The sequence below is a fragment of the Methylobacterium sp. 001424705 genome, from assembly GCF_059816145.1.
Genome location: NZ_JCBANU010000003.1, coordinates 135359 through 161449, shown reverse-complemented (window position 1 = coordinate 161449; position 26091 = coordinate 135359). Strand labels below are relative to the sequence as shown.

Genomic DNA, 26091 nt, shown 5'->3' with positions numbered 1-26091 from the left:
GGCGCGTGAAAATGTGGTCTGGCCGACGCTCCCGCTCGATCGATGAATGCCGGACGGGCAGCGAGGCCAGCCATGATCCGCAAGACGCACCTTCCGCCCGACGCGACGCTGATCCAAGTCGCCGGTGAGCTCGCCGAGCCCGAGGAGTACCTACGCCGGCTCCTCGGGAACATGCGATTCTGTCAGAAACGGCACGGCGACGCCCTGGTGCGGATCGGGGTGACCGGGAAGGGCAAGGGCCGGGGTCTCAGCCCCTCTTACCGGATCGACTACCGGGTGGACGGGGTCGAGACGGTCTTCAACGGATTCGGCGGCACCTCGCACAGCGCCTTCACCGAAACCAACGTCCGCGAGACGAACTGGAGCCGGGCCCACGCGACGATCCAGGAGGTCCAGCGCCTCTACGACGACCTGCGCAAGGGCCCTCCCCGCGCACCGTGAGCCTGCCGGAGACTCCCGTCCGTCGCCTGCCGATCCGACTTCAGGCGAAGGAGGGATCGGCATTTGGCGGAACTGTATGAATTCATACAGTCGAAAGTCTGCTGTGTGAGATGAAGGAAGGCTCGATGCTCAGTTCTATAGCAAGCGATCAGCTGTTTCGGGTCGATTAAAGGTTGCATGTCAGATCTCACGGACCAGAAACCCGTGGGTGTGATGAGAATGGCCGGAGTGTCGCCGTCTCGGAGTGAGCCAGTAGCTGTCGAGGTCTTGAGCCAACCTGCGCCGGACCCGCAGCTGGACGCCGTATGCCGGACAGCGGCCGCGCTCTTCGGCGTTCGCTACGCCTTCGTCTCGCAACTGGACGGTGCCTGTCAGTGGTTCCTCGGCCGCGAGGGCCTGATCCTTCCGGGCACGCAGCGGGAGATCGCGTTCTGCGCCCACACGATTCGCGGCGAAGCCCATGCGCCCCTGATCGTGCTCGATACCCGTCGTGATCGACGTTTCGCCGCCAATCCGCTGGTCACGGGAGCCCCGTTCCTGCGCTTCTATGCCGGCGTGTCGATCGCTCTGGGTGATGGCCGCCATGCCGGCACCGTCTGCATTGCCGACACCGTTCCGCGCACCGGCTTCAGTGCGGCCCAGGTCCGGCGCCTGTCCGACCTTGCCCTCTTCGTCGAGGCGACCCTGCGCGGGCGCGCCGCCGAGTCGGAGGCCTGTCAGGCGCGCCATCGGGCCGAGGCCTCGGACACCCTCCTCCGCACCACCCTGGAACGCATGGATCAGGGCCTCCTGATGACCGATGCCGCGGACCGGATCCGGATCTTCAACCGCCGCGTGGCGACTCTGATAGGTGTGCCGGAGGAACTCCTCTACGATGGTGCGCCCTTCGCGGCCGTCCGGGCCCACCAGGCGGCGACCGGCGAGTTCGCCCACCTGCCCGACGCCTTGCGGGCCTGGCTGGAGCACGGTGCACCGGAGGCCCGCATCTACGATTATGAGCGCGTCCGCCCCGACGGGACCGTGCTTCAGGTCCGCACCCTGCCCCTGCCGCGGGGCGGGCTCGTGCGGACCTTCACCGACATGACGGCGCGCCGGGCGGCCGAGAGCGCCCTGCGCGCGAGCGAAGGCCGCTATCGGCTCCTCGCCGAGAATGCCAACGACGTCATCGTCCTCGGCGATATCGCCATGCGCTGCCTCTACGTCTCGCCCGCCGTGCGGACGGTCCTCGGTTACGAGCCGGAGGACCTCATCGGAACCACCGCGGCCGAGTTCTGCCACCCCGATGACGCCGCGGCCCTGACGGAGCACTGGTCTCAGCTGAAGGCCGGTCGGGAGGGGCGGTTCGTCACCTGCCTGCGGCATCGTCACAAGGCTGGTCACTACGTCTGGATCGAGGCCTCCGTCCGCGTTCTGCCGGATGCGCAGGCCGAGGACCGGATCACCTACGTGGCGACCCTGCGCGACGTCAGCGCCCGTCGTGAGGCCGAGGAGCGGGTCCGTCACATGGCGCTGCACGACGCCCTGACCGGATTGCCGAACAGGACGCTGTTCCGCGACCGCCTGGATCAGGCGATCGCCCATGCGCGCCGGGTTCGGACCGGCTTCGCTGTGCTGGCCTGCGACCTCGATCGCTTCAAGGCCGTCAACGACAGTCTCGGCCATCCGGCCGGCGACGCGTTGCTGCGCATCGTCGCCGAGCGGATGCGCGCGGCTCTGCGACCCTACGATACCATCGCTCGCCTCGGCGGCGACGAATTCGCCATCGTGCTCACCTATCTCGATGACGCGCGGGAAGCGGCCTGCCTCGCGGAGCGGCTGATCGCGGCGGTGAGCGAACCGATCGATCTCGACGGGCAGAGCGTCGAAGTCGGCGTCAGTATCGGCCTGACCGTCGCGACGGAGCAGGACTGTGACCCGGACGAGCTGTTCAAGCGCGCCGACATCGCCCTTTACGAGGCCAAGGCGGCGGGGCGGAACACCCATCGGGAGTTCGAGCCGGATGCGGGGGCGCGCATCGCCACGCGCGGTCTCCTCGCCCTCGACATGAAGGAAGCGATCCGCCGCGATGCCTTCCATCTCGCCTACCAGCCCGTGGTCGATGCCGCGACGGGGACGGTGGTGGGCTTCGAGGCCCTGATGCGCTGGCGCCATCCCGTGCAGGGCGATCTCGCGCCCGGCGCCTTCATTCCCCTCGCCGAGGAGACGGGGCTCATCGTGCCTCTCGGCGCCTGGGCCCTGCAGGAGGCTTGCCGGGAGGCGGCGGGCTGGCCCGCGCCGATCCGCGTCGCGGTGAACGTCTCGGCGGTGCAATTGCGGCGCCCGGGCCTCGAGGCCACGGTGCTGTCGGCCCTGGCCGCGAGCGGCCTCCCGGCGAACCGCCTCAAGCTGGAGGTGACCGAGAGCGTGCTAATGCAGGATGCCGAGGCGGTCCTCGCCTGCCTGCACCGTTTGCGGGGCCGCGGCGTCCGGATCGCCCTCGACGATTTCGGCACCGGCTACTCCTCGCTGAGCTACCTGCGCCGCTTTCCCTTCGACCAGATCAAGATCGACCGTTCCTTCATCCGCGACATCGCCGATCCTGATGCCGCCGCGATCGTGCGGGCGGTGGTCGGCATCGGCGAGCGCCTCGGCATGGGCATCGTCGCCGAGGGCGTCGAGACCCCGGAGCAGCTCGACCTCGTGCGCCGGGAAGGCTGCACGCAGGTCCAGGGCTTCCTGTTCAGCCGGCCGCTGCCGCCGCGGGAGGCGTCCGCCTACATCGCGGCCCGTGCCGACCGGGCCGGAGCCTCACGGGGTCCGCGCGTGGCCGCCGGTCAAGGCTGAGCCTCCGCCGCGCGGGCGGCCGCGACGAGGCGTTCCGCGTCCTCCTTCAGGAGCAGCCGCTCCGCCACCAGGCCGTCCGCCGCGCGGGCGACCGCCGCCGTCCGGTCGCCCCGGGTCGGGTAGCGCTCGGCCAGGGAGCGGCGCGGGTCACCCTTCGCCTCGCGCTCGGCCCGGGTCTCGGCCAGGGGCAGCCGACTGCCCTCCCGGTCGCAGAGCTCGCCCGCCGGAAAGGGCTCGGCGTAGAGGTTCCAGCCGGTCTGGGTCGCGAGCGGGGCAGCGACGTCGGGCAGGCGGATGCCTGCGATCTCGTGGCCGTCGACATCGACCTTCGGCACCAGGGGGCGGTACTGCGAACCGCCCTCCGGACGGGGATCGACGGCGCTGGCGAAGCGCGCGATCGCGTTCGGGGCATCCGGCAGGCGCAAGCCCGGGATGTAGGGAAACCCGGTCTCCGCGGCGGGCACCAGCGTCCCGTCCGCGAGATTCGGCACGCGGCTCGGCGGCGGCGCGATCCCGCGGGCGACCCAGTCCTCCAGGGCGACCAAGAGGGCGCGCAGGGCCGGGGCGGGACTCAGGGTGTTGCGCGGATGGAGGCACGGCCCGCGGGCCGCGCTCAGGCCGGCGCGCCCGTAATGGAATCCGCTGGAGACGAGATAGGCCCGGGCGGTGTCCGGCAGGGCGACGTCGGTTTGGCCCAGGGAATCGGTGGTGAGGAGCGAGGCCCCCTTCTGCCAGTACTCGGTGCTGGTGTTGACCTCCATCAGCAGCGGGTCGAACCCGTCCCCGCGCAGCAGCGAGCCGGTCCGGCCGGTGACGGGATCGTGCTGGGGAGCGGCCGAGAACGGGAACGCGTTCTCGGGGTAGAGGTGGTCCTCGTGCTGGGTGTTGGTGCGCGAGGGCTGGCCGAAACGGGCATTGAGGTACACCCCGCCGATGCCGGAGATGTGCAGCAGCATCCCGTCGAAGACGCGCCGGCCGTCCTCGTCCTGATTGAAGCCCTGGTGGATGTAGTCCCGCAGGAAGCGCCCGCTCTGGGAGATGCCGAGGGCGACCGCGTGGCGGATCGCGCCGCCCGCCGGGTTCTCGGACGAGGCCGGTCCGCGGAGATGGGCGACGACGTCCCGGGTGGCGGCGAAGCCGATGCCGAGCACCTTCGGGTTCGCCGCCGGATAGGTCAGGGTGTAGAGCGTGCCCGGTTCCGGCTTGACGGTGGCGGGCAGGAGGCGGAGCTCGCCGGGCCCGGCGAAGGTCCAGGCACCGTCCGGGACGGGGCGCGGCGTGTCCGCCTCCCGGCGGCGCACGGTGAGGCGGGCGCCGGCCTTGTCGGGGTTCGCCGCCTTGAAGGTGAGGAAGAACGGCGCCTCGGGCGGCCCCCGGGTGGCGCTCACGAGTTCGTCCCGCACGGTCTCGACGATGGGCGCCCCGCCTTGCGTGGCCACCGGTACGTCGATCGCCATGCCGCCCAGTTGACGCAGGGCCTCCGCCTCCCAGCCCGACCAGACCACGGTGTCACCCCGGCGCAGGACCAGGGCGGTGCCCGCATCCTGGGCGGTGCGCGGATCGTTCACCGCCTGGGCCGCCTGCGGGGGCGCGTCGAGGACCCAGTTGAACAGGAACTTCCGGCCGCGGTTCAGCGCCTCGTAGAGCAGCGTGCCGCTGGCGCGGGCCGGATCCTTCGGCCGGAGCATGAACAGGTCGGTGCTGTATTCCACGAGCCCGCGCGTGTTTCGGGGCGCCCGTATGAGGTCGACAATGCCGGCGTTGCGCGGGTCGGCCGGGTCGAGCTCCCCGCGCACGACGCCGATCACCCGTTCGTAGGCGCCCGCCTCGCCGAAGCTCTGGCCGTCGGCGAAGGGCTCGACGGTCCGGATCTCGACGGCGGTGACCCGGGCCAGGGCCGGCTGGGGGAGGCCCGCGCAGAGGAGCGCGCCCACGAGAGCGGTGGTCCTGACCATGTGCCTGTTCCTCGCCCGACCAGCGTCAAGCTGCGCTGTTGGTCCGGATCTTACACCGGACCGCCGCACGGTCGAGGGCATGCGCGCCGCCGGGCGACGATCGGCCGGATGGCACGTGGTTTGCGGACCTCGGGACCGGCAGCCCGGCGGGGCTCGCGGGACGGGGGACCGATGCGTGGATCACGGTTCTGCTCAGATCAGCCCGGCCCAGATCGTCCCGGCCACCCGGGTTCCTCCGGTGGCGCTCGGCCTGCTCGCCCTCCAGCACGTCCTGGTGATGTATGCCGGGGCCGTGGCGGTGCCGCTCATCGTCGGGCGCGCCCTCGGGCTACCGCCCGAGCAGGTGGCGATGCTGGTGAGCGCCGACCTGTTCGCCTGCGGCCTCGCCACCCTGATCCAGAGCTGGGGCCTGCCCGGCATCGGCATCCGCATGCCGGTGATGATGGGCGTGACCTTCGCGGCGGTGACGCCGATGATCGCCCTGGGCACCAACCCGGCCCTCGGGCTCGCGGGCATCTACGGCGCCGTCATCGTCGCGGGCCTGTTCGCGCTCCTCGCCGCGCCCCTGGTGGGGCGTCTCCTGCCCCTGTTCCCGCCGGTGGTGACCGGCACGGTGATCCTCGTCATCGGCATCTCGCTGATGCGGGTGGGCGTGAACTGGGCCGCCGGCGGCCTCGGCAACCCGCGCTACGGGGCCCTGCTCTATCTCGGCCTCGCGCTGTTCGTCCTCCTCGTCATCCTGGGCCTGACCCGGTACGCCCGCGGCTTCGTCGCCTCGGCCTCCGTGCTGATCGGCATCGTGGTCGGCATGGCCGCGGCGGGAGCCTTCGGCCTCGTCGACCTGTCGCGGGTGGCCACGGCGCCGTGGTTCGACGTGGTGCGGCCCTTCGCCTTCGGGGCGCCGACCTTCGACCTCGTCGCCAGCCTCACCCTGTGCCTCGTCATGGTGGTGGTGATGATCGAATCCACCGGCATGTTCCTGGCGCTCGCCGAGATCACCGGCGAGACCGTGGACGCGGCGCGCCTGATCCGGGGCCTGCGCGCCGATGGCCTCGGCACCGTGCTGGGCGGGGTCTTCAACACCTTCCCGTACACCGCGTTCTCGCAGAACATCGGCCTCGTCGGCGTCACCGGCGTGCGCTCGCGCTGGGTCGCGGTGATCGGCGGCGTGGTGATGCTGGTCCTCGGCCTGATCCCGAAGCTCGCCGCCCTGGTGGAGGCCGTGCCGCCCTGCATCCTCGGCGGGGCCGGGCTCGTCATGTTCGGCATGGTGGCGGCCACCGGCACCCGCATCCTCGGGGCGGTGGATTTCGCCGCCAACCGCAACAACCTGTTCGTCGTCGCGGTGTCGGTGGGCTTCGGCCTGATCCCCCTGGTGGCGCCCGCCTTCTTCAAGCAGATGCCCGACGTGCTGCATCCGCTGCTGGAATCCGGCATCCTCCTCGCCGCCCTGTCGGCCGTGAGCCTGAACCTGTTCTTCAACGGGCTCGGCAGTCGGGCGGACGCCCGGGCCGCGGCGGCCCGCCTCGCCCACGCCGCCGAGGCGTGAGACCCTCGGCGTCCCATCACCGGAGGAGACCCATCATGGCCCTGACGAAGGCACGCTACGGCAAGGGTCGGGTGCGGGTGCTCCGGCTCGCCCGGGGGAGCGCCCGCCACGCGGTGCGCGAACTCACCCTGACGGTGCTGCTGGAGGGCGATTTCGGCGCGGCCTGGACGGCGGGCGACAACCGGCAGGTGATCGCCACCGACAGCATCAAGAACATCGTCAACGTCACGGCCGCCCAATACGTCGAGGCCGAGACCGAGGCCTTCGTCGGCCACGTCGCCGCCCTGTTCCTGGAACGCTACGCGCAGGTCGCCGCCGTCACCATCGAGGCCCTGGAGACCCGCTGGCTGCGCCGGACCGTCGACGGGGTGCCGCACGCCCACACCTTCACCCTCGACGGCAACGGCGCGCCCTTCGTCCGCCTCGTCGCCGACCGGACCGGCGCGGTGCTGCAATCGGGCCTGCGCGGCTACACCCTGATGAAGACCACCGAATCCGGCTGGGCCGATTTCGTCGACGACGCCTTCCGGACCCTGCCCGACACCCACGACCGCATCTGCGCCACCAGCATGGACGCGACCTGGACCTGGACCGCGCCGCCCACCGACCCGGTGGCGACCAACGCGGCGGTGCTCGACACGCTGATCACGGTCTTCGCCACCACCTACAGCGCCGGCGTGCAGGACAGCATGTACCGCATGGGCGAGGCGGTGCTGGCGGCCCGGCCGGACATCGCCGAGATCCACTTCGCGATGCCCAACAAGCACTACCTCCCGATGAACCTCGCGCCCTTCGGCATCGCCCACGGGGGCCAGATCTTCCTGCCCACCGACGAGCCGCACGGCCAGATCGAGGCTACCCTCACGCGCGGCGCCTGACGCCGCGACGCGGTCCCGGACGGATCGGATCACGGCGATTCCGCCTCCGGGCGGGCCGGCGCGCCACAACCCGCATCCCGAAAATCCGGCCGTCCGCGTGCCGATCCGCACACGGCGTCCGGAATCGTGCCAAGGCAGCCGCGTTGCCGAAAAGACGGGCGGTCTCCGCCCAAAGCATGGAAATCACTGAGGATTCCGAAGCTTTCCGGTGATTCCATTGGGGGATGGGCGCCGGACCGCATGCTGCTTTGCTCATCCTTGATGCACGCGCATCGAGCAGTCCGTGTTGTTTTCGGTGGCATACGCGCACAGATTGCAGGAACTCGAACACGCCCCCTCGCGTCTTTGCGAGACGTGTTCCGATCAAGGATCCCTGCCATGCGCCATCGTCACCTCACTGCCGCCCTCGCCATCGCCCTGGGCCTGTCCGCGTCCGGAGCCCTCGCCCAGAGCTACACCGCGCCTGCCGGCATCCCGGCGGCCGTGGCGCCCGCTGGTCTCGAAGGGCGGGCCGCCGCCAACAACCTGAACGCGTTGCGCCGGAGCCATGGCCAGCCCGTCGCGCAGCGGCACCTCACCGATGACCTCACCACCGGTTCGGTCCGCGCCCCCCGCACCGACCGCTGGTAAGTCCCGGGTCCGATCCGCCCGCCGCCTTCGGGATGCCGAGCGGCACGCGATCTCGCGGGCAAGCCTGCGCGGTCCGATCCCGACGACGGCCGGTGTTCCCAGGCGGGGGCGCCGGCCGTCGTCGTTCCGGGAGCCTCCGTTTCCGGAGGGGTCCGGGGCGGATGGCGTTCAGGCCGCCGCTTCGCGCGGGGCCACGACGCCGAGCGGCACGGTGTGATAGCGTCGATCGGCGTAGACGAGGCCGTGCCCGTCGCCGGGTTCGGCCAGGCCCACCACCTCGCAATAGAGCACGTCGTGGGTGCCGACCGCGTGACGCCCGACGATGCGGCAATCGAAGGCGGAGAGCGCCCCGGGGAGGGCCGGCGCTCCGGTCACCAGGGTGGTCCAGGTGGCCGCGGCGAAGCGCGTCTCCATCGGGGTGCGCCCGCCGAAGGCCGCCGCGATCTCGGATTGCTCCGCCGCCAGGGTGTTGACGCAGAGCACGTCGTTGGCGCTCACGGCCGCGTAGGCCGAGGACGACCGGTTGATGCAAACCAGCAGCGTCGGCGGCCCGTCGCTCACGCTGCACACCGCCGAGGCGGTGAAACCGGCCCGGCCGCCCGGCCCGTCGGTGGTGACGAGATGGACCGCGCCGGCCACGCGCGCCATGGCGCCGCGGAAGGCGTCGGCCTCGACGGGAAGGGTGTCGGCCTCGACGGATGATGGGTGCGCCGCGTCGCTCGGCCTCGTCTGGCTCACGGTGATCACTCCTGTCGGTCGAGGAACGCCACGAGCGTCCGGTTGAAGGCGTCGGCGCGGGTGACGCTGTGCGCGTGGCCGCCGCTGGGGACCCGGTCGAGCTGCGCGTTCGGCAGGCCGCGCGCAAGGTCTTCCGAACACAGATAGGGCACCAGGACGTCGTCGTCCGCCGCCATCACCAGCGTCTCGTGCGGGATGTGCGGGAGATCCGCCGTCAGGTCGAAGGCCTCGAGGGCGGCGATCCGGGCCAGGACGGTCTCGCGCCCGGGGAACTGCGCCAGGGCGTGCGCCTCGTCCTCGGCCACCCGGGCCGCGTTCCGGGACAGCCATTCCGCCGGGTAGAGGAAGATCGCCTGGGCGCGGACATAGGCCTCGGAGCTCTCGGCCAACAGCACCTTCCGGGCAGCAAAGCAGCGCTTCGTGGCGGAATCCGCCCGCGCCCAGCCGTTGACCACGGCGAGGCGACCGACGCGCTCCGGGGCGGTCCGGGCGAGTTCGAGGCCGATCAGGCCGCCGAGGGCGTGGCCGACGACGTCGCAGCGTTCGACCCCGCAGGCTTCCATTACCGCGAGGGCGTCCCGGGCCATGGCGGCGATGTCGTGGCCGGGCTCCAGGCTCCCGCCCGAGCGGCCGGTGCCGCGATGGTCGTAGGTGATGACGCGGAACCGCTGGGTCAGCGCCGCCATCTGCGGCGCGAAGTAGGCGGCCGAGCCGCCGAGGCCCGCCGAGAGCAGGACCGTGCGGTCGCCGATGCCGTGGACGGCATGGTGGAGCGATCCGGCCATGCCGCCTCAGGCCCCGCCCACATGCGCCACCGAGGCGATCTCCACCAGGGCGTCGGGCTTCACCAGGCCGCACTGGATGCAGTAGCGCGCCGGCTTCTCGCCGGGGAAGTACTCGGCATAGACCCCGTTGATGGCAGCGTAGTCGGCCCAGTCCTTGAGGAAGACGTGGTTGAAGGTGACGTCGTCCATGCTGCCCCCGGCGGCGGCGACCACGCCCTTGATCGTCTCCAACACGTGCCGGGTCTGGGCGGCGGCGTCGCCCACGTGCACGACGTTGGCCTCGGCATCGAGGGGCAGCGTGCCCGAGACGTAGAGGACGCCGTCCGCCAGGGTGCCGGGAACGTAGGGGGCCAGCGGCTTGCCGGTGCCGGGCGGGATGATCGCGGTCTTGGGCATCTTCGGGGGCTCCTCGGGGGATATCTGAATCGGGGCGACTCCGCGCAGGAGGCGCCGACGTGTCTTCCTGCCCGCGTGGGGAGGGGGAACGCGGTCCGGCACGGGGTCCGGCTTCGCGCCGGCGGCCCTATGCGGCAGCCTCCGTGCGATCGAGGTCCGGTGCGACGGCCGCCTCGAAGGCGGCGACGTCCGAGACCCAGCCGAAGAAGGTCTCGATGTTGGCGAGCGCCCCCGCCTGCAGGGCCGGCGGGCCTGCCTGGTGGGTGGCGTCGGCCAGCACGATGCCGAAATATTCGAGGAAGAAGCCGTCGCGCAGGGTCGATTCCACGCAGACGTTGGTGGCGATGCCGGTGAAGACCAGGGTGCGGATGCCGGCCGCGCGCAGCAGGCTGTCGAGCTGGGTGTTGTAGAAGCCGCTGTAGCGCGGCTTGCCCAGTACGATGTCGCCGGGCTCGGGCCGGAGGGCGTCGACCAGGGCGTAGTCCCAGGTTCCCTTGGCCAGCAGGCGTTCGTTCATGCCCGGCTGGGCCCGCATGGTCTTGAGGGCGTTGGACTTGTGCCAGTTCGGCGAACCCGGTCCGCCGGCCTCGACGTAGTCCGGGTCCCAGCCGTTCTGGAACCAGACGATCCGGATCCCGGCGGACCGCGCCGCCGTCACCGCGCGGGCGATCTGCGCCACCACCGGTCCGGTGCCCGAGACGTCGAAGCCGGCGAGATCGAGGTAGCCGCCCGGGCTGGTGTAGGCGTTCTGCATGTCGACGACGATGAGCGCGGTGGCGGATCCGTCGAAGGCGATGGGTTCGGGCCGGGCCGCCAGGGTGATGCCGCCCTGGCGCCCCTCTGCGTCGGTGTAGCCGGCCGGTCTTGCGCTCTGGTCCATCACGCCACCTTGACCATGGTCTCGGCGTCCCCTGCGGCGGGGGCGTCGTCCGCGATGTGGGCGCGGCTCTTCATCAGGGGCTGGATGCGGGTGCCGTAGGCGTCGAGCCCCTTGAGGAAGTCGTCGAACACCAGGAGCACGCCCTCGGTGCCCGGCACGGTGGCGACCTCGTCGAGCATCCGCGCCACCTCGGCGTAGGAGCCGACCAGCGTGCCCATGTTGATGTTCACCGCGGAGGTCGGGTCCGCCATCTGGCGCACGTTGGTGTCGGTGCCGGACTTGGTGTCGGCGGCCCCCTGGACCCCGAGCCAGGCGATGGCCTCCTGGTCGGCACCGGCCTTGTAGTGCTCCCAGGTGGCGCGGGCGGCCTCGTCGGTCTCGTCGGCGATGACCATGAACAGCACGTAGGAGGAGACGTCGCGGCCTGTGGCGGCCATCCCCATCGTGGCCTTGGCCTCCTCCAGCCGCGCCACCGTGGGGGCGAAGGCCGTGGGCGTGTTCACGCCCTTGCCGAAGCAGAAATTGTAGTCGGCGTACTTCGCCGTGAACGCCATGCCGGCGCTGGACTGGCCGGCGCAGATGATCTTCATCGCGGCCTGCGGGCGCGGGCTCAGGCGGCAATCGTCCATCTGGAAGAATTCGCCCTTGCGGTCGCAGACCCCCGTCTCCCACAGGTCGCGCAGCACCTGTGCGTATTCCGAGAGGTACTCGTACCGGCGGGAGAAGTATTCGTCCCCGGGCCACAGGCCCATCTGTGCGTATTCCGGTCGCTGCCAGCCGGTGACGAGGTTGAGGCCGAAGCGCCCGTTCGAGATCGAGTCGATGGTCGCGGCCATGCGGGCCGTGATGGCGGGGGGCATGCACAGGGTGGCGGCCGTGGCGAACAGCTTGATCCGGCTGGTGACGGCCGCCAGGCCCGCCATCAGGGTGAAGGATTCGAGGTTGTGGTCCCAGAACTCGGTCTTGCCGCCGAAGCCCCGCAGCTTGATCATCGACAGCGCGAAGTCGAGGCCGTAGCCCTCGGCCTTGAGCACGATCTGCTTGTTCAGCTCGAAGCTCGGCTTGTACTGCGGCGCGTTCTCCGACAGGAGCCAGCCGTTGTTTCCGATCGGTATGAAGACGCCGACGTTCATGGCAACCTCGCTCGCACGGGCAGGACCCGACTGAAGGACAAGACTTCGCAACAGGCACGGACTGGACAAAGCAAGACGAGGGCCTGTCGGGACCGGACGGGAGACTGGAATCACCCCCGGCACCGACGATCCAACTCTATTCAGACCAAATGGTCAAACTCCATTCGGCGTTTTTCCGGCGGTTGCATAAAGTCTCTTCGGTTTGCCCAGCGGTTGAGCGATCCCTGCCCAGATCGGCGGCGGATTCCGCCCCCTACGGTCTCGGATTCAGGCCGAGGCCCGCCAGAATCAGCTCCTGCGTGCTGCCGACGACCGCTTCGAAGAAGGCCGGATCGTCGAGGCTGCGCCCGGTGACGGCATCCACCTGCACGGCGAAGTCGGCATAGTGCTGGGTGATCGCCCAGATCGAGAAGATCAGGTGATGGGGGTCGTGTGGGCCGATCCGTCCCTGCGCGCTCCAGCTCCGGATGACGGTGGCCTTGGCCTCGACGAGGTCGCGCAAGGGGCCTTCCAGCTCCGGCCGCAGCAGCGGCGCCCCCTGCACGATCTCCAGGCAGAACAGGCGCGAGGCCTGGGGCGCGTCGCGCGACAGGGTCAGCTTGGCGCGGATGTAGTGCCGGAAGGCCTCGGCCGGCTCGCTGTCGGCGTCGAAGGCCTGGAGCGGATCGAGCCAGACCGCGAGCACCCGGCGCAGGACCGCGACGTAGAGCGCCTCCTTGGAGGGGAAGTAGTAGAGCAGGTTGGTCTTCGAGAGGCCGGCCCGCTCGGCGATGCCCTCGACGCTGGCGCCGTGCAGCCCGACGCTCGAAAACAGGGCGAGCCCCGCATCGAGGATCATCACGCGGCGCGCCTCGCCGTCCTTGCGGCGCCGGCGCGCGGGCGGGGGGGCGACGGCGGCGTCCGGGCTGGTCTCTGTCATGGCCCGCATCGAAGCCCGCGGCGGCGGCGCCTGGCAAGGGGGGCGAGCCGGCATGTCCCGCGCTATTGCGGCGCGCCGCCCTCAGGCGGGCGGGTGCGTCCGCATCCAGTGCTCGGCGATGTCGATGCGCCGGGCGATCCAGACCCGGTCGTGGGCGGCGATGTGGTCGAGGAAGCGGACCAGGGCGCCGATCCGCCCGGGCCGGCCGACGAGCCGGCAATGCAGGCCCACCGACATCATCTTGGGCGCCTCCGCCCCCTCGGCGTAGAGCGCGTCGAAGGTGTCGCGCAGGTAGGTGAAGAGGTGGTCGCCCGTGTTGAAGCCCTGGATCGCCGCGCATTTCATGTCGTTGGCGTCCAGCGTGTAGGGCACCACCAGGCCCCGGCCGCTGGGCTCGTCGATCCAGTACGGCAGGTCGTCGGCGTAGGAATCGGCCAGATAGGTCATCCCGGCCTCGATCCCGAGGTCGAGGGTGTGGGGCGAGGAGCGCCCGGTGTACCAGCCGCGCGGGCGGGCGCCCGTGATCTCGGTGTGGATGCGGATCGCCTCCTCCATGTGCGCCTTCTCCTCGGCGCGGGTGAAGTCGCGGTAGTCGATCCACTTGAGGCCGTGGCAGGCGATCTCCCAGTCGGCCTCCCGCATCGCCGCGGCGACGTCCGGGTGGCGGGCGAGCGCGGTGGCGACCGCGAAGGCGGTGACGGGAATTTTTCGCGATTGGAACAGCCGCCAGAGGCGCCAGAACCCGGCCCGCGAGCCGTACTCGAACAGGGATTCCAGGCTCATGTGGCGCTGGCCCGGCCAGGGCTGCGCCCCGACGATCTCCGACAGGAAGGCCTCGGAGGCCGCATCCCCGTGCAGGATGCAGTTCTCGCCCCCCTCCTCGTAATTCAGCACGATCTGCACCGCGATGCGCGCGCCGTCGGGCCAATGCGGGTGCGGCGGGGTGCGGCCGTAGCCGACGAGGTCGCGGGGATAGGTCAACGGCCGGCCCTCGGGACGGAGAGAAGGATCGCCCCCGCTGTTCGGCCGGGGACCCGCATCCTGTCAACCGGAGGGCGGGCCGCGGCCCGCTTGCGCTCGCTGTCCAGGGATGCATCCATGCGCGCCGCGTTCCCGGCGCGCGGCTCCGCCGCGCACGGTCCTTGCCTTCCCGGGCCCGAGACGTCCGCGCCCAACCTCCGAGGTCCCCGTGCTCCTGACCCCACGCGAAAAGGACAAGCTCCTCCTCGCCATGGCCGCGCAGGTGGCCCGCAACCGGCTCGGCCGCGGCGTGAAGCTGAACTACCCGGAGGCGGTGGCGCTGATCAGCGACTTCGTGGTCGAGGGCGCCCGGGACGGGCGCTCGGTCTCGGAGCTGATGCAGGCCGGCGGGCACGTGCTCACGGCCGAGCAGTGCATGGACGGCATCCCCGAGATGATCCACGACATCCAGGTCGAGGCGACCTTCCCGGACGGGACCAAGCTCGTCACCGTGCACCACCCGATCCGGGGCGCGGCCTCGGCGGAGGTGCCCGGCACCGTGACCACGCAGCCCGGCGAGATCGTCTTCAACGCCGATCTGCCCCGCACGGTCGTGACGGTGTCCAACGTCGGCGACCGGCCGATCCAGGTCGGCTCGCACTACCACTTCTACGAGGTCAATCCCGGCCTGACCTTCGACCGCGCGGCGGCGCGCGGCCAGCGCCTCGACATCGCCCCCGGCACGGCGGTGCGCTTCGAGCCCGGCGTGACCCGGGAGGTGGTTCTGGTGCCGCTCGGTGGAGGCCGCACCGTGTACGGCTTCCGCGGCGACGTGATGGGAGCGCTCTGACGCCATGGCCAACATGCCCCCCCGCGCCGCCCTGCCCCGGGCCGCCTATGCCGACATGTTCGGCCCCACCACCGGCGACCGCATCCGCCTCGCCGACACGTCGCTGGTGATCGAGGTGGAGCGGGACCACACCACCTACGGCGAGGAGGTGAAGTTCGGCGGCGGCAAGGTCATCCGCGACGGCATGGGGCAATCCCAGGTCACCAACCAGGACGGCGCCGTCGACACCGTCATCACCAACGCGGTGGTCCTCGACCATTGGGGCGTGGTGAAGTGCGACGTCGGCCTCGTGAAGGGCCGGATCGCCAGGCTCGGCAAGGCCGGCAACCCGGACATCCAGCCCGGCGTGGACATCGTGGTCGGCCCCGGCACTGAAGTGATCGCCGGCGAAGGCAAGATCCTCACGGCCGGCGGGTTCGACAGCCACATCCACTACATCTGCCCGCAGCAGATCGACGAGGCCCTGTGCTCGGGCATCACCACGATGCTCGGCGGCGGCACCGGGCCGGCGCACGGCACCTTCGCCACCACCTGCACCCCCGGCCCCTGGCACCTCGCCCGGATGATCGAGGCGGCGGATGCCTTCCCGATGAACCTCGCCTTCGCGGGCAAGGGCAACGCCGCCCGGCCCGAGAGCCTGGTGGAGATGATCCGCGCCGGCGCCTGCGCCCTCAAGCTCCACGAGGACTGGGGCACCACCCCCGCGGCCATCGACACCTGCCTCACGGTCGCCGACCTCCACGACGTGCAGGTGATGATCCACTCCGACACCCTCAACGAATCCGGCTTCGTCGAGGACACGATCCGGGCCTTCGCGGGGCGGACCATCCACGCCTTCCACACCGAGGGGGCGGGCGGCGGCCACGCACCGGACATCATCAAGGTGGCGGGGCTCGCCAACGTGCTGCCTTCCTCCACCAATCCGACGCGCCCGTATACGAAGAACACCATCGACGAGCATCTCGACATGCTGATGGTGTGCCATCACCTCGACCCGGCGATCCCCGAGGATCTGGCCTTCGCGGAGAGCCGCATCCGCCGCGAGACCATCGCGGCCGAGGACATCCTGCACGACATCGGCGCCCTCTCGATGATGTCGTCGGACAGCCAGGCCATGGGCCGGGTCGGCGAGGTCGTCATCCGCACCTGGCAGACGGCCGACAAGATGAAGCGCCAGCGCGGCGCCCTGCCCGGGGACACCTCCGGCAACGACAACCTGCGCGCCCGCCGCTACGTGGCCAAGTACACCATCAACCCCGCCATCGCGCACGGCGTCTCGGCCCATATCGGCTCGGTGGAGCCGGGCAAGCTCGCCGACCTCGTCCTGTGGAATCCGGCCTTCTTCGGGGTGAAGCCCGATCTCGTCATCAAGGGCGGCGCCATCGCCACCGCCCCGATGGGCGACCCCAACGCCTCGATCCCGACGCCGCAGCCGGTGCATTACCGACCGATGTTCGGGGCTTACGGCCGGGTGCCCTTCGCCACCGCCCTGACGTTCGTGTCGAAGGCGGCGATCGAGGACGGGCTCGGCGACCGGCTCGGCGTGCAGAAGCGCCTCGTCGCCGTCGAGAACGTGCGCGGCGGCATCTCGAAGAAGAGCATGATCCTCAACGACGCCACCCCCGACATCGAGGTCGACCCCGAGACCTACGACGTCCGCGCCGACGGCGAATTGCTGGTCTGCGAGCCCGCCGACGTCCTGCCGATGGCGCAGCGGTACTTCCTGTTTTGAGGCGATGCGTTCCGTTTTGCGGTAGGATGCGGCCGACGCCCGCGGAGCTTTCCATGTCCAAGGCTGCCCTCAGCCCATCCCAGGGGCACGAACTCTACGAGACTGACCTCTATTCGTGGACGCAGGATCAGGCCGCCCTGCTGCGGGCGGGGCGACGGCAGGACATCGACTGGCACCACATCGCCGAGGAGATCGAGAGCTTGGGCGGATCGCAGAAATCCGAGATCCGGGCTCGGCTCGCCGTGCTGTTGCAGCACCTGCTGAAGTGGGAGCTTCAACCGGAACAGCGGAAATACGGCTGGCGTGCTTCGATCGTCGAACAGCGCCTTCAGATCGAGGGGCTCCTCGAGGTCAGCCCGAGTCTCCGGGCTTGGCCGGAGACGGTCCTGAGCAAGGCCTATCAGCTCGGGCGCGTCCGCGCGGCGAGCGAGGCCGGGCTGGCGGAACAGACCTTTCCGTCGCCGTGCCCCTACACCCTGGCGCAGATCCGGGACGATGACTTCTATCCCGGCCCCATCGAGCCACGCTTCACCTGATGAAACCCGCCGCTCCCGTGATCCCCTCGCACCGCATCGTCCCACGCCCCATGATCCGCGCCACGAAAGTCCTGCGTCGCGACGCGCTCGCCGGCGAGATCGTCGACCGCATCGTTCTCGACCACGGCGACCGGCACCGCCGGCGCGTGGCGATGCGCAGCGCGGGCGGGCTGCGCTTCCTGCTCGACCTGCCGGAGCCCACCGTCCTCGACGACGGCGACGCCCTGGTGCTGCAGGACGGGCGGCTGGTCTGGGTCGAGGCCGCGCCGGAGCCGCTGCTGGAGATCCGGGCCCCCGACGACCACGCCCTCAAGCGCCTGATCTGGCACATCGGCAACCGGCACATCCCCGCCGAGATCGGCGCCGACGCCGTCTATATCGGTTTCGACCACGTGCTCGCCGAGATGGTGCGGGGCTTAGGCGGCAGCGCCGAGCCGGTGGAACGCCCGTTCCGGCCGGAGGGCGGCGCCTATGCGGGCGCGGGCGCAGTCCACCCCCATCACGGCCACTCCCATCACCACGACGGCCATCACCACGACCATCCGCACGACCATGATTGAGGCCCTGCGCCTGATGGCGTGGCTGTCGCCGGGCTACCCGGTGGGGGCCTATGCCTACTCGCACGGGCTCGAGGGCGCGGTGGAGAGCGGTGAGGTCGGCGACGAGGCCTCGCTGACGGCCTGGCTCGCCGACGTGCTCGAACACGGCTCGGGCCGCAACGACCTGATCCTGGCGGCGCACGCCCATGCGGCGGCGCGCGCGGACGACGCCGCCGGGCTCAGCGAGGTCAACGACCTCGCCCTGGCCCTCGCCCCATCGCGAGAGCTGCACCTGGAGACGAGCCAGCAGGGCCGCAGTTTCCTCGACGCCACCGTGGCGGCCTGGGGCACGCCCGGCCTCGACCGGCTCGCCGCGGGCCTGACCGGTGCGGTCGCCTACCCGGTGGCCGTCGGGCTCGCGGCCGGGGCCCACCGCATGGCGTTGGTCCCGGTGCTCGCCGGCTTCGGCCTCGCCTTCCTGCAGAACCTCGTCTCGGCGGCCCTGCGCTGCGCGCCCATCGGCCAGAGCGCGGGCACCCGGATCATCGCCGCCCTGACGCCGCGGGTGACGGCGCTCGCCGCCACGATTCCGGCCCTCTCGCTCGACGATCTCGGCAGCGCCACCCTGAACCTCGACCTCGGCTCGTTCCGGCACGAGACCCAGTATTCCCGGATCTTCCGCTCCTGAGGCCCCCTCTTGAGGATCGTGTCATGAACTCCGCCAACGGCTCCGCTCTCAACGGCCCGCTCCGCGTCGGCATCGGTGGCCCTGTCGGCTCCGGCAAGACCGCCCTGATGGAGCAGCTCTGCAAGCGTTTTCGCGATACCTACGAGATCTGCGCGATCACCAACGACATCTATACGAAGGAGGATGCCCGCCTCCTCACCGTGGCCGGCGCCCTGCCGGAGGAGCGGATCATGGGCGTCGAGACGGGGGGGTGCCCGCACACGGCGATCCGCGAGGACGCCTCGATCAACCTCGCGGCGGTGGCGGAGATGCGCCGGCGCTTCCCGAAGCTCGACCTCATCCTGATCGAGTCCGGCGGCGACAACCTTGCGGCCACCTTCTCGCCGGAGCTCGCCGACCTGACCCTCTACGTCATCGACGTGGCGGGCGGCGAGAAGATCCCCCGCAAGGGCGGCCCCGGCATCACCCGCTCGGACCTCCTCATCGTCAACAAGACCGACCTCGCGCCCCTGGTGGGCGCCGATCTCGGCATCATGGAATCCGACACCAAGCGCATGCGCGGCGCCCGGCCCTACGTGTTCTCGTCCCTGCGCGACGGCCACGGGGCGGACGCCATCGCGCGCTTCGTGGTGGAGGCGGGCGGCCTGAGCTAGCTGCTGAGCCTGACACCGAGAAGGGCCCGGATCGCTCCGGGCCCTTTTTCATCCGATCGTTCGCGTCGCCGCTCAGGCGGCGCGCACGGTGGCCAGGAAGCGCTGGACCTCGGCGCTGAGGTGCTCGGACTGGCGCGAGAGCTCGGAGGCGGCGCCCAGCACCTGGGCGGCGGCCGCGCCGGTCTCCTCGGCCGCGCCCGCCACGCCCGCGATGTTGGCCGTCACCGCCCCCGTGCCCATCGCCGCCTGCGCCACGTTGCGTACGATCTCCTGGGTGGCCGCCCCCTGCTCCTCCACCGCCGCCGAGATCGAGGTGGCGACACCGCTGATCTCGCGGATGCGCGCCGCGATCCCGTCGATGGCCGCCACCGCCTGGCCCGTCGAGCCCTGGATCTGGCTGATGTGCTCGCCGATCTCCTGCGTGGCCCGCGCCGTCTGGTTGGCCAGCTCCTTGACCTCGGCGGCCACCACCGCGAAGCCTCGGCCCGCCTCGCCGGCCCGCGCCGCCTCGATGGTGGCGTTCAGCGCCAGCAGGTTGGTCTGCCCGGCGATCGAGGTGATCATCGTGACCACGTCGCCGATGCGCGCCACGGCCGTGTTCAGGGTCTGCACGAAGGTGGCGGTCTGAGCGGCCTCGGCCACGGCGGTCTGGGCCATGGCGGCCGAGCTGCCGACCTGGCGGCCGATCTCCTGCACCGAGGAGCCGAGTTCCTCGGCCGCGGCCGCCACGGTGTTGACGTTGGCGGCCGCCTCGTCGGCGGCCGCGGCCACGCTGCTGGACTGGTTGGCGGTCTGGGTGGCGGTGCCGGCCATGCTCTGGGCAGTGGCCTGCAGCTCGGTGGCCGAACTCGTCACCATGCCGAGGATGCCGCCCACCGCCCCTTCGAAGCTGTCGGCCATCGCCCGCATCGCCGCCTGGCGCTGCGCCTCCGCCCCGGCCCGCGCCAGGACCGTCTCCGCCTCGAGCTTGCGGGTCTGGAGCAGGTTGTCCCGGAACACGCTCACGGCGGCGGCCATGTCGCCGATCTCGTCGCGGCGGGTCCGGGACGGAATCTCCACGCTGGTGTCACCTCCGGCCAGCCTGCCCATGGTGCGCGTCATGCGCTCGATCGGACGCGCGACGCCGAACAGGCTGAACAGCATCGCGCCGAGGGCCGCCACCACCGAGATCGCCATCGCGATCCAGGCCGTGAGCATGGCCGAGCCGGCGCTGGCCATGCTCAGCGCGGTGCTGCGCTGGGCGCCCTCCCGGTTGAAGTCGACCGCCCGCTGCAGGGCCCGGATGGCGCCGTTGTTCAGGTCGGCCATCGCGGCGCTGGTGGTAAGCGCCAGGGCGTCGGCCTGGCGGCCGGCCTTCATGAGGTCGATGACTTTCTGCTGGCCCTCGGTGTAGCGCGACCACAGGGGCGCGAAGGTGTCGTAGAGCGCCTTCTCCTCGGCGGAGCTGATCAGCGGCTCGTAGGTCCGGCGCAGGCCGTCGAGGGTCTTCAGGGCGGTGTTCAGGCCCGCCTCGTTCTCGGCCAGCGCCTGCGGCGTCTCGGAGGCCACGACGAAGCGGTACAGCTTCACCCGCACGTCGCGCGTCGCCGTGCTGATCGTGTTCACGACGTTGACGGAGGGAAGCCAGTTCGTCGCGACCTCGTTCACCTCGCGCTCGATCGCCCTGAGCTTCACGACGCTGACCACGCCTTGACCCGCCGCGGCGACGCCGAGCAGAGTTGCCGAACCGATCAGGATGGATTTCAGGGATACGCGCATCGTTGAGGGACCGTCCGGATTTGCATTCCGACCGGAGGAAACAACTGCGTGCTTAACACGACGTTATCGGATTGGCGCAGAGAGTAACGATAACTGTTTTGTTATGTTTCCGATGTCCGATGCCGCCTCGGCGATGGCGTACAGGGTTGTCCGTTCAACGCGCGATGAAACTCGCTATACGGTCCAGTGGCGCCCGGATACACGCGCCGCGTGAGATCAAATGCCCGCGTACCAGGGGAAGCCGAGCTCGGCGACCATGCTGCCGCGCCCCTTGCCGAGCACGTCGACCCGGTCCACGGCCTCGATGGCGCTGATGTACTTCAGGCTCTTGTAGCCGAGCTGGCGCTCGACCCGCAGGCGCACCGGCGCCCCGTGCGCCACCGGCAGGGCGTCGCCGTTCATGCCATAGGCAAGGATGGTCTGCGGGTGGAGGGCGTCGAACAGGTCGTAGCTGTCCCACCAGCCGTCGACGCTGCGCACCACGATGAAGCGCGCCTCCGGCCGCAACCCGACCTGCGCCAGCAGGTGGGCCAGGGGCACGCCGGTCCAGCCGCCGATGGCCGACCAGCCCTGCTCGCAGGCATGAAGCGTGATCTGGGTGCGGGCCGGCATCGCCTTCAGGTCGGCCAGGGAGAAGGCGCCCGGGCGCGCCACGAGGCCGGTGACCGGAAGCGTCCAGTCGGAAAAACCCAGCGCCTTCGAGCGCTGGTAATCGGGGTTGTCCGGGTCGGTGGTGTTGATGGTCGGGAACACCGCCGAGATCGCCTCCGGCCCGAACTCGCGCACCAGGGGCTGGTGGCGCTGGAGCCAGCGCTGGACCGCGAAGGTCAGGCCGTTGCTCCAGTCATAGGGGGTGGCGAGCCGCGACAGCGCCGGGGCGTCGCAGCCGCCGAGGAGGCCGGCGCCGATCAGGCTGCCCGAGCCGGTGAGGAGGCGGCGGCGCGAGAGGTCACGCATCGGGGGGCTCCGCAAAGGTCGCCCGGACCCTCTCCGGGGGAACCCGGAAGCGTCCGGTGATCATCGACCGCATCAGGTTGCCGGCCCCGCCGACGAAGACCTGGGCCACGTGGATGACGAGGAAGAGCACGAGGAGGCAGGCGACGGCGAAGTGCAGGGTGCGCGCCGATTGCCGGCCGCCGAACAGGGCAAAGAGTTCCGGGTAGGCCGCCGTGACCCCCGGCGACATGGTCAACCCGGTCAGCGCCATCAGCGGAAACAGCACGAACAGGACGACCAGATAGGCGAATTTCTGCAGGGCGTTGTAGCGCAGGGCCTCGCGCCCGCGCGCCGGCTTGAGGCGGGCGTGGTCGGCGATCTCGCGGGCGAGGTGGCCCGGGGCCAGCTGATCGCGATCCGGCACGAGGTCGCGGGCGAAGTGACCGCCGACGAACGCTACGATGAGGTAGACGATCCCGTTGAGGACGAGCACCCAGGCGGCGAGGAAGTGCAGGTTGCGGCCCCAGCCCGTCTGCTCGAGGTTCACCGGCAGCGGCAGCTCGAGGGCGGCCGGCGCCCCGTTGGCCCCGGTCTCGCCCCAGAACAGCCGCGGCAGGGCCAGCAGGATCGCGATGCCGCTGGCCAGGAGGGCGAGGAACGCGACGGCGTTGAGCCAATGGGTCAGGCGCACCCAGGCGGCGTGCCGGTGAACCAGGGACGGGCCCGGCTCCTCCACCATCGGGGGCCGGCTCACGCGGGCGCCCGCAGCACGTCGAGGCGATAGCGCTCGGTGCGGCCCCTGCGGTCGGGTTCGAGGGCGCCGCGGGTGAGATCGATCAGCGTCTCCACCGCCGCATCGGCACTCAAGGGGAAGTTCGTCTCACCGAGCCAGTGGACCAGGATGACCTCGCCCCCCGGTTTCAGGGCCGCCACCAGGCGCTCGGCGATGCGGGCCAGATCGTCCGGCGTGAAGAAGTACAGCACCTCCGAGAGCACCACGAGGTCGAACCGGCCGGGGGGCCACTCCGCCGGCACCGCGGCGCGCCGGAACGCGACGTGGGGGCACGCCGCACAACGGGCGCGGGCGGCATCGAGGGCCGTCTCGGCCACGTCGAGGGCGAGCAGCCCCGCGCAGCGGTCGGCCAGCCGGCGGGTCAGCACGCCGATCGAGCACCCGACCTCCAGGGCCTCCGGGTAGGTCTCGCGGCCCAGCGCCGCCAGGGTGGCGTCGTACTTGGCGTGCTCGTAGGGACTGGTGGTGAAGTCCCACGGATCGGGGTTCGCGGCGTAGAGATCCGTGAAGTAATCCGGCGGCAGCGTCTGCGGGGAGCGTCTCATCACCGTCACCGCCTAAAGATCGGCCGGAACCTCGTCGGGGCTCGGCGCCCCGGCGAGGTCGCGCCAGAGCCGGTCCGCCGGTCGCACATCGCCGAGGACGTGAGCCGCCGCGCTGGTGAGGGCCCGGTCGGGCCCGGGCTGGCGCAGGTACGTCGCCAGGTCCCGCGCCAGGCGCTCCAGGGGATGCGGACGGAGGAAGCCCGCCAGTCCCACGGAGCGATGGGCCCGCTCCAGCACGTCGAGGCCGGCCCGCTCCACCGCGAGGCGGGTGAGGTTGACGTAGGCGATCACCCGGTCCGGCTCCGCCTCGGGGTCGGCGGCGAGGCGGGCGGCCTGGGCCACGAAGAGGCGGGCGCTCTCCACCGCGATCGCGGCCTCGCCGAGGCGGGCCGCCTGATGTGGGTCGCCGCCGCGTCCGGTGGACCGCAGATGCCCCCGCAGGACGTCGAACACCGCCTCGATGCCGCCGAGCTGCACCGCGGCGAAGCGCCAGGCGCCGCCGGAGAAATGCGGCTCCGCGAAGTAGTCGTCCGGGTCACCGATGAAGCAACCGGGGCCTGCGGGCAGGCCGGTGAAGTCGAGGAGCCCGGAGGTCGAGGCCCGCATGCCCTGCGCCTGCCAGCCGGACAGGTCGGCCCGGGTCCCGGCCTCGAGATCGGCGACCAGCATCTGCTGGCGGCCGTCGGGCCGGCGCGCCGTGACCAGGGGGCGGGTGACCGAGCCGGCTCCGGAGGCGAAGGATTTGACCCCCCTCAGCATCCAGGCGTCCCCGGCGGGTGCGAGGCCGCCGGCGTTCTCCAGGCTGAGGCCGCCGGCGTTCTCCAGGCTGAGGCCGCCGGTGTTCTCGAGGCTGAGGCCGCCGACTTTCTCGAGGCTGAGGCCGCCGGCCTGGGGCTGGGTATTCCACACGCCGAACAGGTGTCCGGCACGGACATCCCCGGCCAGTCGCTCGATCACCGCCGGCGCCGCATAGCGCAGGACCAGGGAGAGGGCGTTGACGTGCCCTTCGTAGAGGCGACCCAGGGCGAGGCTGCCCCGCCCGATCTGCGCGAGGACATCGGCGAGAACCGGCGCCATCGCGGGGGCATCGAGGCCGGCACCGCCCAGGGCCACGGGCAGCGGCGCGGCGAGCAGCCCGGCCCGATGCGCGTGGGCGATATCCTCGGCCGGAAAGCCGCCGTCCCGGTCGAGGGCATCGGCGCGTTCGCCCGCGCGGTCCGCGACCGCGCGGGCCGCGGCCTGGATGCGGGCGGCGTGGGTCTCCGAACAATCCTGAAGATGCCGATGCGGTGGAATGAAGTTCATCTCCAGCACATGGATCACGCCTGCGCGATCTCCAGTCGGTGTTTGCACACAGACGGCCGATTTTTCCCGCGTCGAAGGGCGCTGGCGTCCCCGGATCGATCCACCGCGGACATCCGTGCCCGCTCGCCGCGGCCGGCCCGCAGGTCGGTCAGCAGGGCCCGCAGGGTCCAGCCCACCGTGACCAGGGTGAAGGCGCCGATGGCCACCAGCGGGGCCGCTCCTACCGGCATCTGGGCGGTCTCGACATCCACGGTCCGGGTTTTCGAAGACCGTCGCGCTTCGTCGCATTTCGCGACGAAAACCATGAGGATGGTCTCGAAGACGCGCCTCGGGCCCGGAGCCGCGCAGGCCCGCCCGGCGAAACGCCGCCCTGCATCGCTCCGTGTCCGGCTGGTGCGGCCGCACACGGGGGGCGGACTCGCCGTCGAGGCCGGCGGGTTACGCCGACCGGAATCGCGGGGCGTGCGATCGTGCTGGGGAGAGAGGATATTGCTTGGGCGAGCGCCGCAGAGCAAGCTTCCCCCGGACACGGGTCGAGCGGCCCGGGCTGTTTCGTTAAAGGTCCGGCGGCACACCCTCCGGTAAAGGAAGGCCTCCGCGAGGCGTGTTGAATCAAGGCTGCTCTGATGTTCGTCCTCATCCTGGATGATGCGCCCCTCAACAACATGCTGATGGTGGAGGCCCTTCGCGACCTGCCCGGCGGCACGGCCCGTGATTTCCTCCAGCCCGCCGATGCCCTGGCGTTCGTCCGCGAGAATCCGGCCGCGATCGGCGTTGCCATCTCCGACTTCGAGATGCCGGGCATGAACGGCATCGAGTTCATCCGCGCCGCCCGCGACATCCCGGGCTTCGAGCACGTGCCGGTGATCATGGTGACGAGCCTGGACCAGCGCGCCTTGCGCCGGGACGCTCTGGCCGCCGGCGCCACCGATTTCCTCGCCAAGCCCTTCGATCCGGTCGAAGTGCGCGCCCGTGTCTCGAATCTGCTGGCCCTCAACCAGGCGCGCCTGGCGCAGATCGACCGCGCGGCCTGGCTCGATCGCGAGGTGAAGGCCGCCACCGCCCTCATCGTCGCCCGCGAGCGTGAGATCATCAGCCTGCTGATGAAGGCCGTCGAACATCGCGACTCGGAGACCGGCAACCACGTGGCGCGGGTCGCCGAATATGTGGCCCGGATCGCCGAGGGATTGGGCCTTGCCGCGGAGGACGTGGAACAGCTCAGCCTGGCCTCCACCATGCACGATATCGGCAAGCTCAGCGTTCCGGATTCCATCCTGCTGAAACCCGGACGCCTGTCCGCGGACGAGCGCCGGACGATGGAGGCGCATGCCGAGCGCGGTCGTCGCATCCTCGAAGGCAGCGACTCGCGCCTGGTCCGCCTCGCGGCGGAGATTGCGGCCACCCATCACGAGCGCTGGGACGGCGGCGGCTATCCGGCCGGCCTCCGCGGGGAGGCCATTCCCCTGTCGGGACGGATCGTGGCCGTGGCGGACGTCTACGATGCCCTGACCTCCGATCGGCCGTACAAGACGGCGTGGTCGCACGCGGAGGCGTTGGCCCATCTCCAGGCTGAGGCGGGGCGTCATTTCGATCCGGCCTGCGTGGAAGCCTTCCTGAAATCTCGTACGCGCTGAACCGGACAGGTCGTGGCGCGGCGCTGACCTTCAGG

The 26091-nt window shown here is 70.9% G+C and carries 25 protein-coding genes and 1 pseudogene; 12 read left to right on the top strand and 14 right to left on the bottom strand.

Annotated features, from left to right (window positions below; translation table 11 throughout):
* The first annotated feature begins 72 nt into the window (after window positions 1-72).
* Window positions 73-441, top strand: coding sequence for a hypothetical protein (locus AC6EUL_RS04300; protein ID WP_056216698.1), 369 nt, complete (start codon window positions 73-75; stop codon window positions 439-441).
* A gap of 267 nt (window positions 442-708) precedes the next feature.
* Window positions 709-3264, top strand: a complete 2556-nt coding sequence (locus AC6EUL_RS04295) for a sensor domain-containing phosphodiesterase (RefSeq protein ID WP_499869037.1) — start codon at window positions 709-711, stop codon at window positions 3262-3264.
* Here AC6EUL_RS04295 and AC6EUL_RS04290 read toward each other — a convergent pair.
* Window positions 3255-5219: an alpha/beta hydrolase domain-containing protein gene (locus tag AC6EUL_RS04290; protein ID WP_499869036.1), complete on the bottom strand. Its 1965-nt coding sequence runs from the start codon at window positions 5217-5219 to the stop codon at window positions 3255-3257. The two genes, AC6EUL_RS04295 and AC6EUL_RS04290, sit on opposite strands and share 10 nt — an antisense overlap.
* Window positions 5220-5394: 175 nt before the next feature.
* Here AC6EUL_RS04290 and AC6EUL_RS04285 point away from each other — a divergent pair, with 175 nt between their 5' ends.
* The 3 genes from AC6EUL_RS04285 (at window position 5395) to AC6EUL_RS04275 (ending at window position 8276) form a co-directional block, all read left to right on the top strand.
* Window positions 5395-6768 (top strand): nucleobase:cation symporter-2 family protein, encoded by a 1374-nt coding sequence (locus AC6EUL_RS04285; protein WP_499869035.1) that lies wholly within the window; start codon window positions 5395-5397, stop codon window positions 6766-6768.
* A 35-nt stretch (window positions 6769-6803) separates the two neighbouring features.
* Complete coding sequence (pucL, locus tag AC6EUL_RS04280) at window positions 6804-7646, top strand: factor-independent urate hydroxylase (protein ID WP_499869033.1); 843 nt, start codon at window positions 6804-6806, stop codon at window positions 7644-7646.
* 378 nt (window positions 7647-8024) lie between these two features.
* Complete coding sequence (locus AC6EUL_RS04275; protein WP_056348942.1) at window positions 8025-8276, top strand: hypothetical protein; 252 nt, start codon at window positions 8025-8027, stop codon at window positions 8274-8276.
* A 168-nt stretch (window positions 8277-8444) separates the two neighbouring features.
* Here AC6EUL_RS04275 and AC6EUL_RS04270 read toward each other — a convergent pair whose 3' ends face one another.
* From AC6EUL_RS04270 to puuE, 7 genes and pseudogenes are all read right to left on the bottom strand, one after another.
* Complete coding sequence (locus AC6EUL_RS04270; protein WP_056379327.1) at window positions 8445-8924, bottom strand: flavin reductase; 480 nt, start codon at window positions 8922-8924, stop codon at window positions 8445-8447.
* A 95-nt stretch (window positions 8925-9019) separates the two neighbouring features.
* Window positions 9020-9799 carry a pyrimidine utilization protein D gene (rutD, locus tag AC6EUL_RS04265; protein WP_056216686.1) on the bottom strand — a complete coding sequence of 260 codons (780 nt, stop codon included), beginning with the start codon at window positions 9797-9799 and terminating at the stop codon, window positions 9020-9022.
* A gap of 6 nt (window positions 9800-9805) precedes the next feature.
* The gene (rutC, locus tag AC6EUL_RS04260) at window positions 9806-10195 is read right to left on the bottom strand and encodes a pyrimidine utilization protein C (RefSeq protein ID WP_056216684.1); all 390 of its coding nucleotides are present in this window, start codon (window positions 10193-10195) and stop codon (window positions 9806-9808) included.
* 127 nt (window positions 10196-10322) lie between these two features.
* The gene (gene rutB, locus AC6EUL_RS04255) at window positions 10323-11075 is read right to left on the bottom strand and encodes a pyrimidine utilization protein B (RefSeq protein ID WP_056216682.1); all 753 of its coding nucleotides are present in this window, start codon (window positions 11073-11075) and stop codon (window positions 10323-10325) included.
* Window positions 11075-12208 carry a pyrimidine utilization protein A gene (gene rutA / locus AC6EUL_RS04250; RefSeq protein WP_056216680.1) on the bottom strand — a complete coding sequence of 378 codons (1134 nt, stop codon included), beginning with the start codon at window positions 12206-12208 and terminating at the stop codon, window positions 11075-11077. The genes rutB and rutA overlap by 1 nt, the downstream gene beginning before the upstream one ends.
* A gap of 253 nt (window positions 12209-12461) precedes the next feature.
* Entirely contained in the window at window positions 12462-13127 is a 666-nt protein-coding gene (gene rutR / locus AC6EUL_RS04245; protein WP_056216678.1) for an HTH-type transcriptional regulator RutR, read from the bottom strand.
* A 90-nt stretch (window positions 13128-13217) separates the two neighbouring features.
* Window positions 13218-14108: pseudogene (gene puuE / locus AC6EUL_RS04240) on the bottom strand (allantoinase PuuE); the annotation flags it as partial.
* Between the two features lie 208 nt (window positions 14109-14316).
* Here puuE and AC6EUL_RS04235 point away from each other — a divergent pair.
* From AC6EUL_RS04235 to ureG, 6 genes are read left to right on the top strand one after another with little or no spacing between them, the layout of a single operon-like run.
* Complete coding sequence (locus tag AC6EUL_RS04235) at window positions 14317-14937, top strand: urease subunit gamma (RefSeq protein WP_056216674.1); 621 nt, start codon at window positions 14317-14319, stop codon at window positions 14935-14937.
* A gap of 4 nt (window positions 14938-14941) precedes the next feature.
* On the top strand, window positions 14942-16669 hold the full coding sequence (gene ureC, locus AC6EUL_RS04230; protein ID WP_056216672.1) for an urease subunit alpha: 1728 nt from the start codon (window positions 14942-14944) through the stop codon (window positions 16667-16669).
* Between the two features lie 53 nt (window positions 16670-16722).
* The gene (locus tag AC6EUL_RS04225; RefSeq protein ID WP_056348954.1) at window positions 16723-17205 is read left to right on the top strand and encodes a DUF29 domain-containing protein; all 483 of its coding nucleotides are present in this window, start codon (window positions 16723-16725) and stop codon (window positions 17203-17205) included.
* A 50-nt stretch (window positions 17206-17255) separates the two neighbouring features.
* Window positions 17256-17765 (top strand): urease accessory protein UreE, encoded by a 510-nt coding sequence (locus tag AC6EUL_RS04220; protein ID WP_056216668.1) that lies wholly within the window; start codon window positions 17256-17258, stop codon window positions 17763-17765.
* Window positions 17758-18432 carry an urease accessory protein UreF gene (locus tag AC6EUL_RS04215; RefSeq protein ID WP_056216666.1) on the top strand — a complete coding sequence of 225 codons (675 nt, stop codon included), beginning with the start codon at window positions 17758-17760 and terminating at the stop codon, window positions 18430-18432. Before AC6EUL_RS04220 ends, AC6EUL_RS04215 begins: the two co-directional genes overlap by 8 nt.
* A gap of 23 nt (window positions 18433-18455) precedes the next feature.
* Window positions 18456-19085, top strand: a complete 630-nt coding sequence (gene ureG / locus AC6EUL_RS04210) for an urease accessory protein UreG (RefSeq protein WP_056216663.1) — start codon at window positions 18456-18458, stop codon at window positions 19083-19085.
* A gap of 72 nt (window positions 19086-19157) precedes the next feature.
* Here ureG and AC6EUL_RS04205 read toward each other — a convergent pair whose 3' ends face one another.
* The 6 genes from AC6EUL_RS04205 to AC6EUL_RS04180 all read right to left on the bottom strand — a co-directional run bounded on the left by AC6EUL_RS04205 (window position 19158) and on the right by AC6EUL_RS04180 (window position 24673).
* Window positions 19158-20843, bottom strand: a complete 1686-nt coding sequence (locus AC6EUL_RS04205) for a methyl-accepting chemotaxis protein (RefSeq protein WP_499869025.1) — start codon at window positions 20841-20843, stop codon at window positions 19158-19160.
* A gap of 216 nt (window positions 20844-21059) precedes the next feature.
* Window positions 21060-21800, bottom strand: a complete 741-nt coding sequence (locus tag AC6EUL_RS04200) for a molybdopterin-dependent oxidoreductase (protein ID WP_056379202.1) — start codon at window positions 21798-21800, stop codon at window positions 21060-21062.
* The gene (locus tag AC6EUL_RS04195) at window positions 21793-22518 is read right to left on the bottom strand and encodes a cytochrome b/b6 domain-containing protein (protein ID WP_499869098.1); all 726 of its coding nucleotides are present in this window, start codon (window positions 22516-22518) and stop codon (window positions 21793-21795) included. The genes AC6EUL_RS04200 and AC6EUL_RS04195 overlap by 8 nt, the downstream gene beginning before the upstream one ends.
* A gap of 11 nt (window positions 22519-22529) precedes the next feature.
* Entirely contained in the window at window positions 22530-23120 is a 591-nt protein-coding gene (locus tag AC6EUL_RS04190; protein WP_407067280.1) for an SAM-dependent methyltransferase, read from the bottom strand.
* 9 nt (window positions 23121-23129) lie between these two features.
* The gene (locus AC6EUL_RS04185) at window positions 23130-24440 is read right to left on the bottom strand and encodes an acyl-CoA dehydrogenase family protein (protein WP_499869021.1); all 1311 of its coding nucleotides are present in this window, start codon (window positions 24438-24440) and stop codon (window positions 23130-23132) included.
* A complete protein-coding gene (locus AC6EUL_RS04180) occupies window positions 24437-24673 on the bottom strand; it encodes a hypothetical protein (protein WP_056348962.1) in 237 nt (78 codons plus the stop codon). Before AC6EUL_RS04180 ends, AC6EUL_RS04185 begins: the two co-directional genes overlap by 4 nt.
* A gap of 375 nt (window positions 24674-25048) precedes the next feature.
* Between AC6EUL_RS04180 and AC6EUL_RS04175 the strand changes: the two genes are divergently transcribed.
* Entirely contained in the window at window positions 25049-26056 is a 1008-nt protein-coding gene (locus tag AC6EUL_RS04175; protein ID WP_056270193.1) for an HD-GYP domain-containing protein, read from the top strand.
* The last annotated feature ends 35 nt before the right edge of the window (window positions 26057-26091 follow it).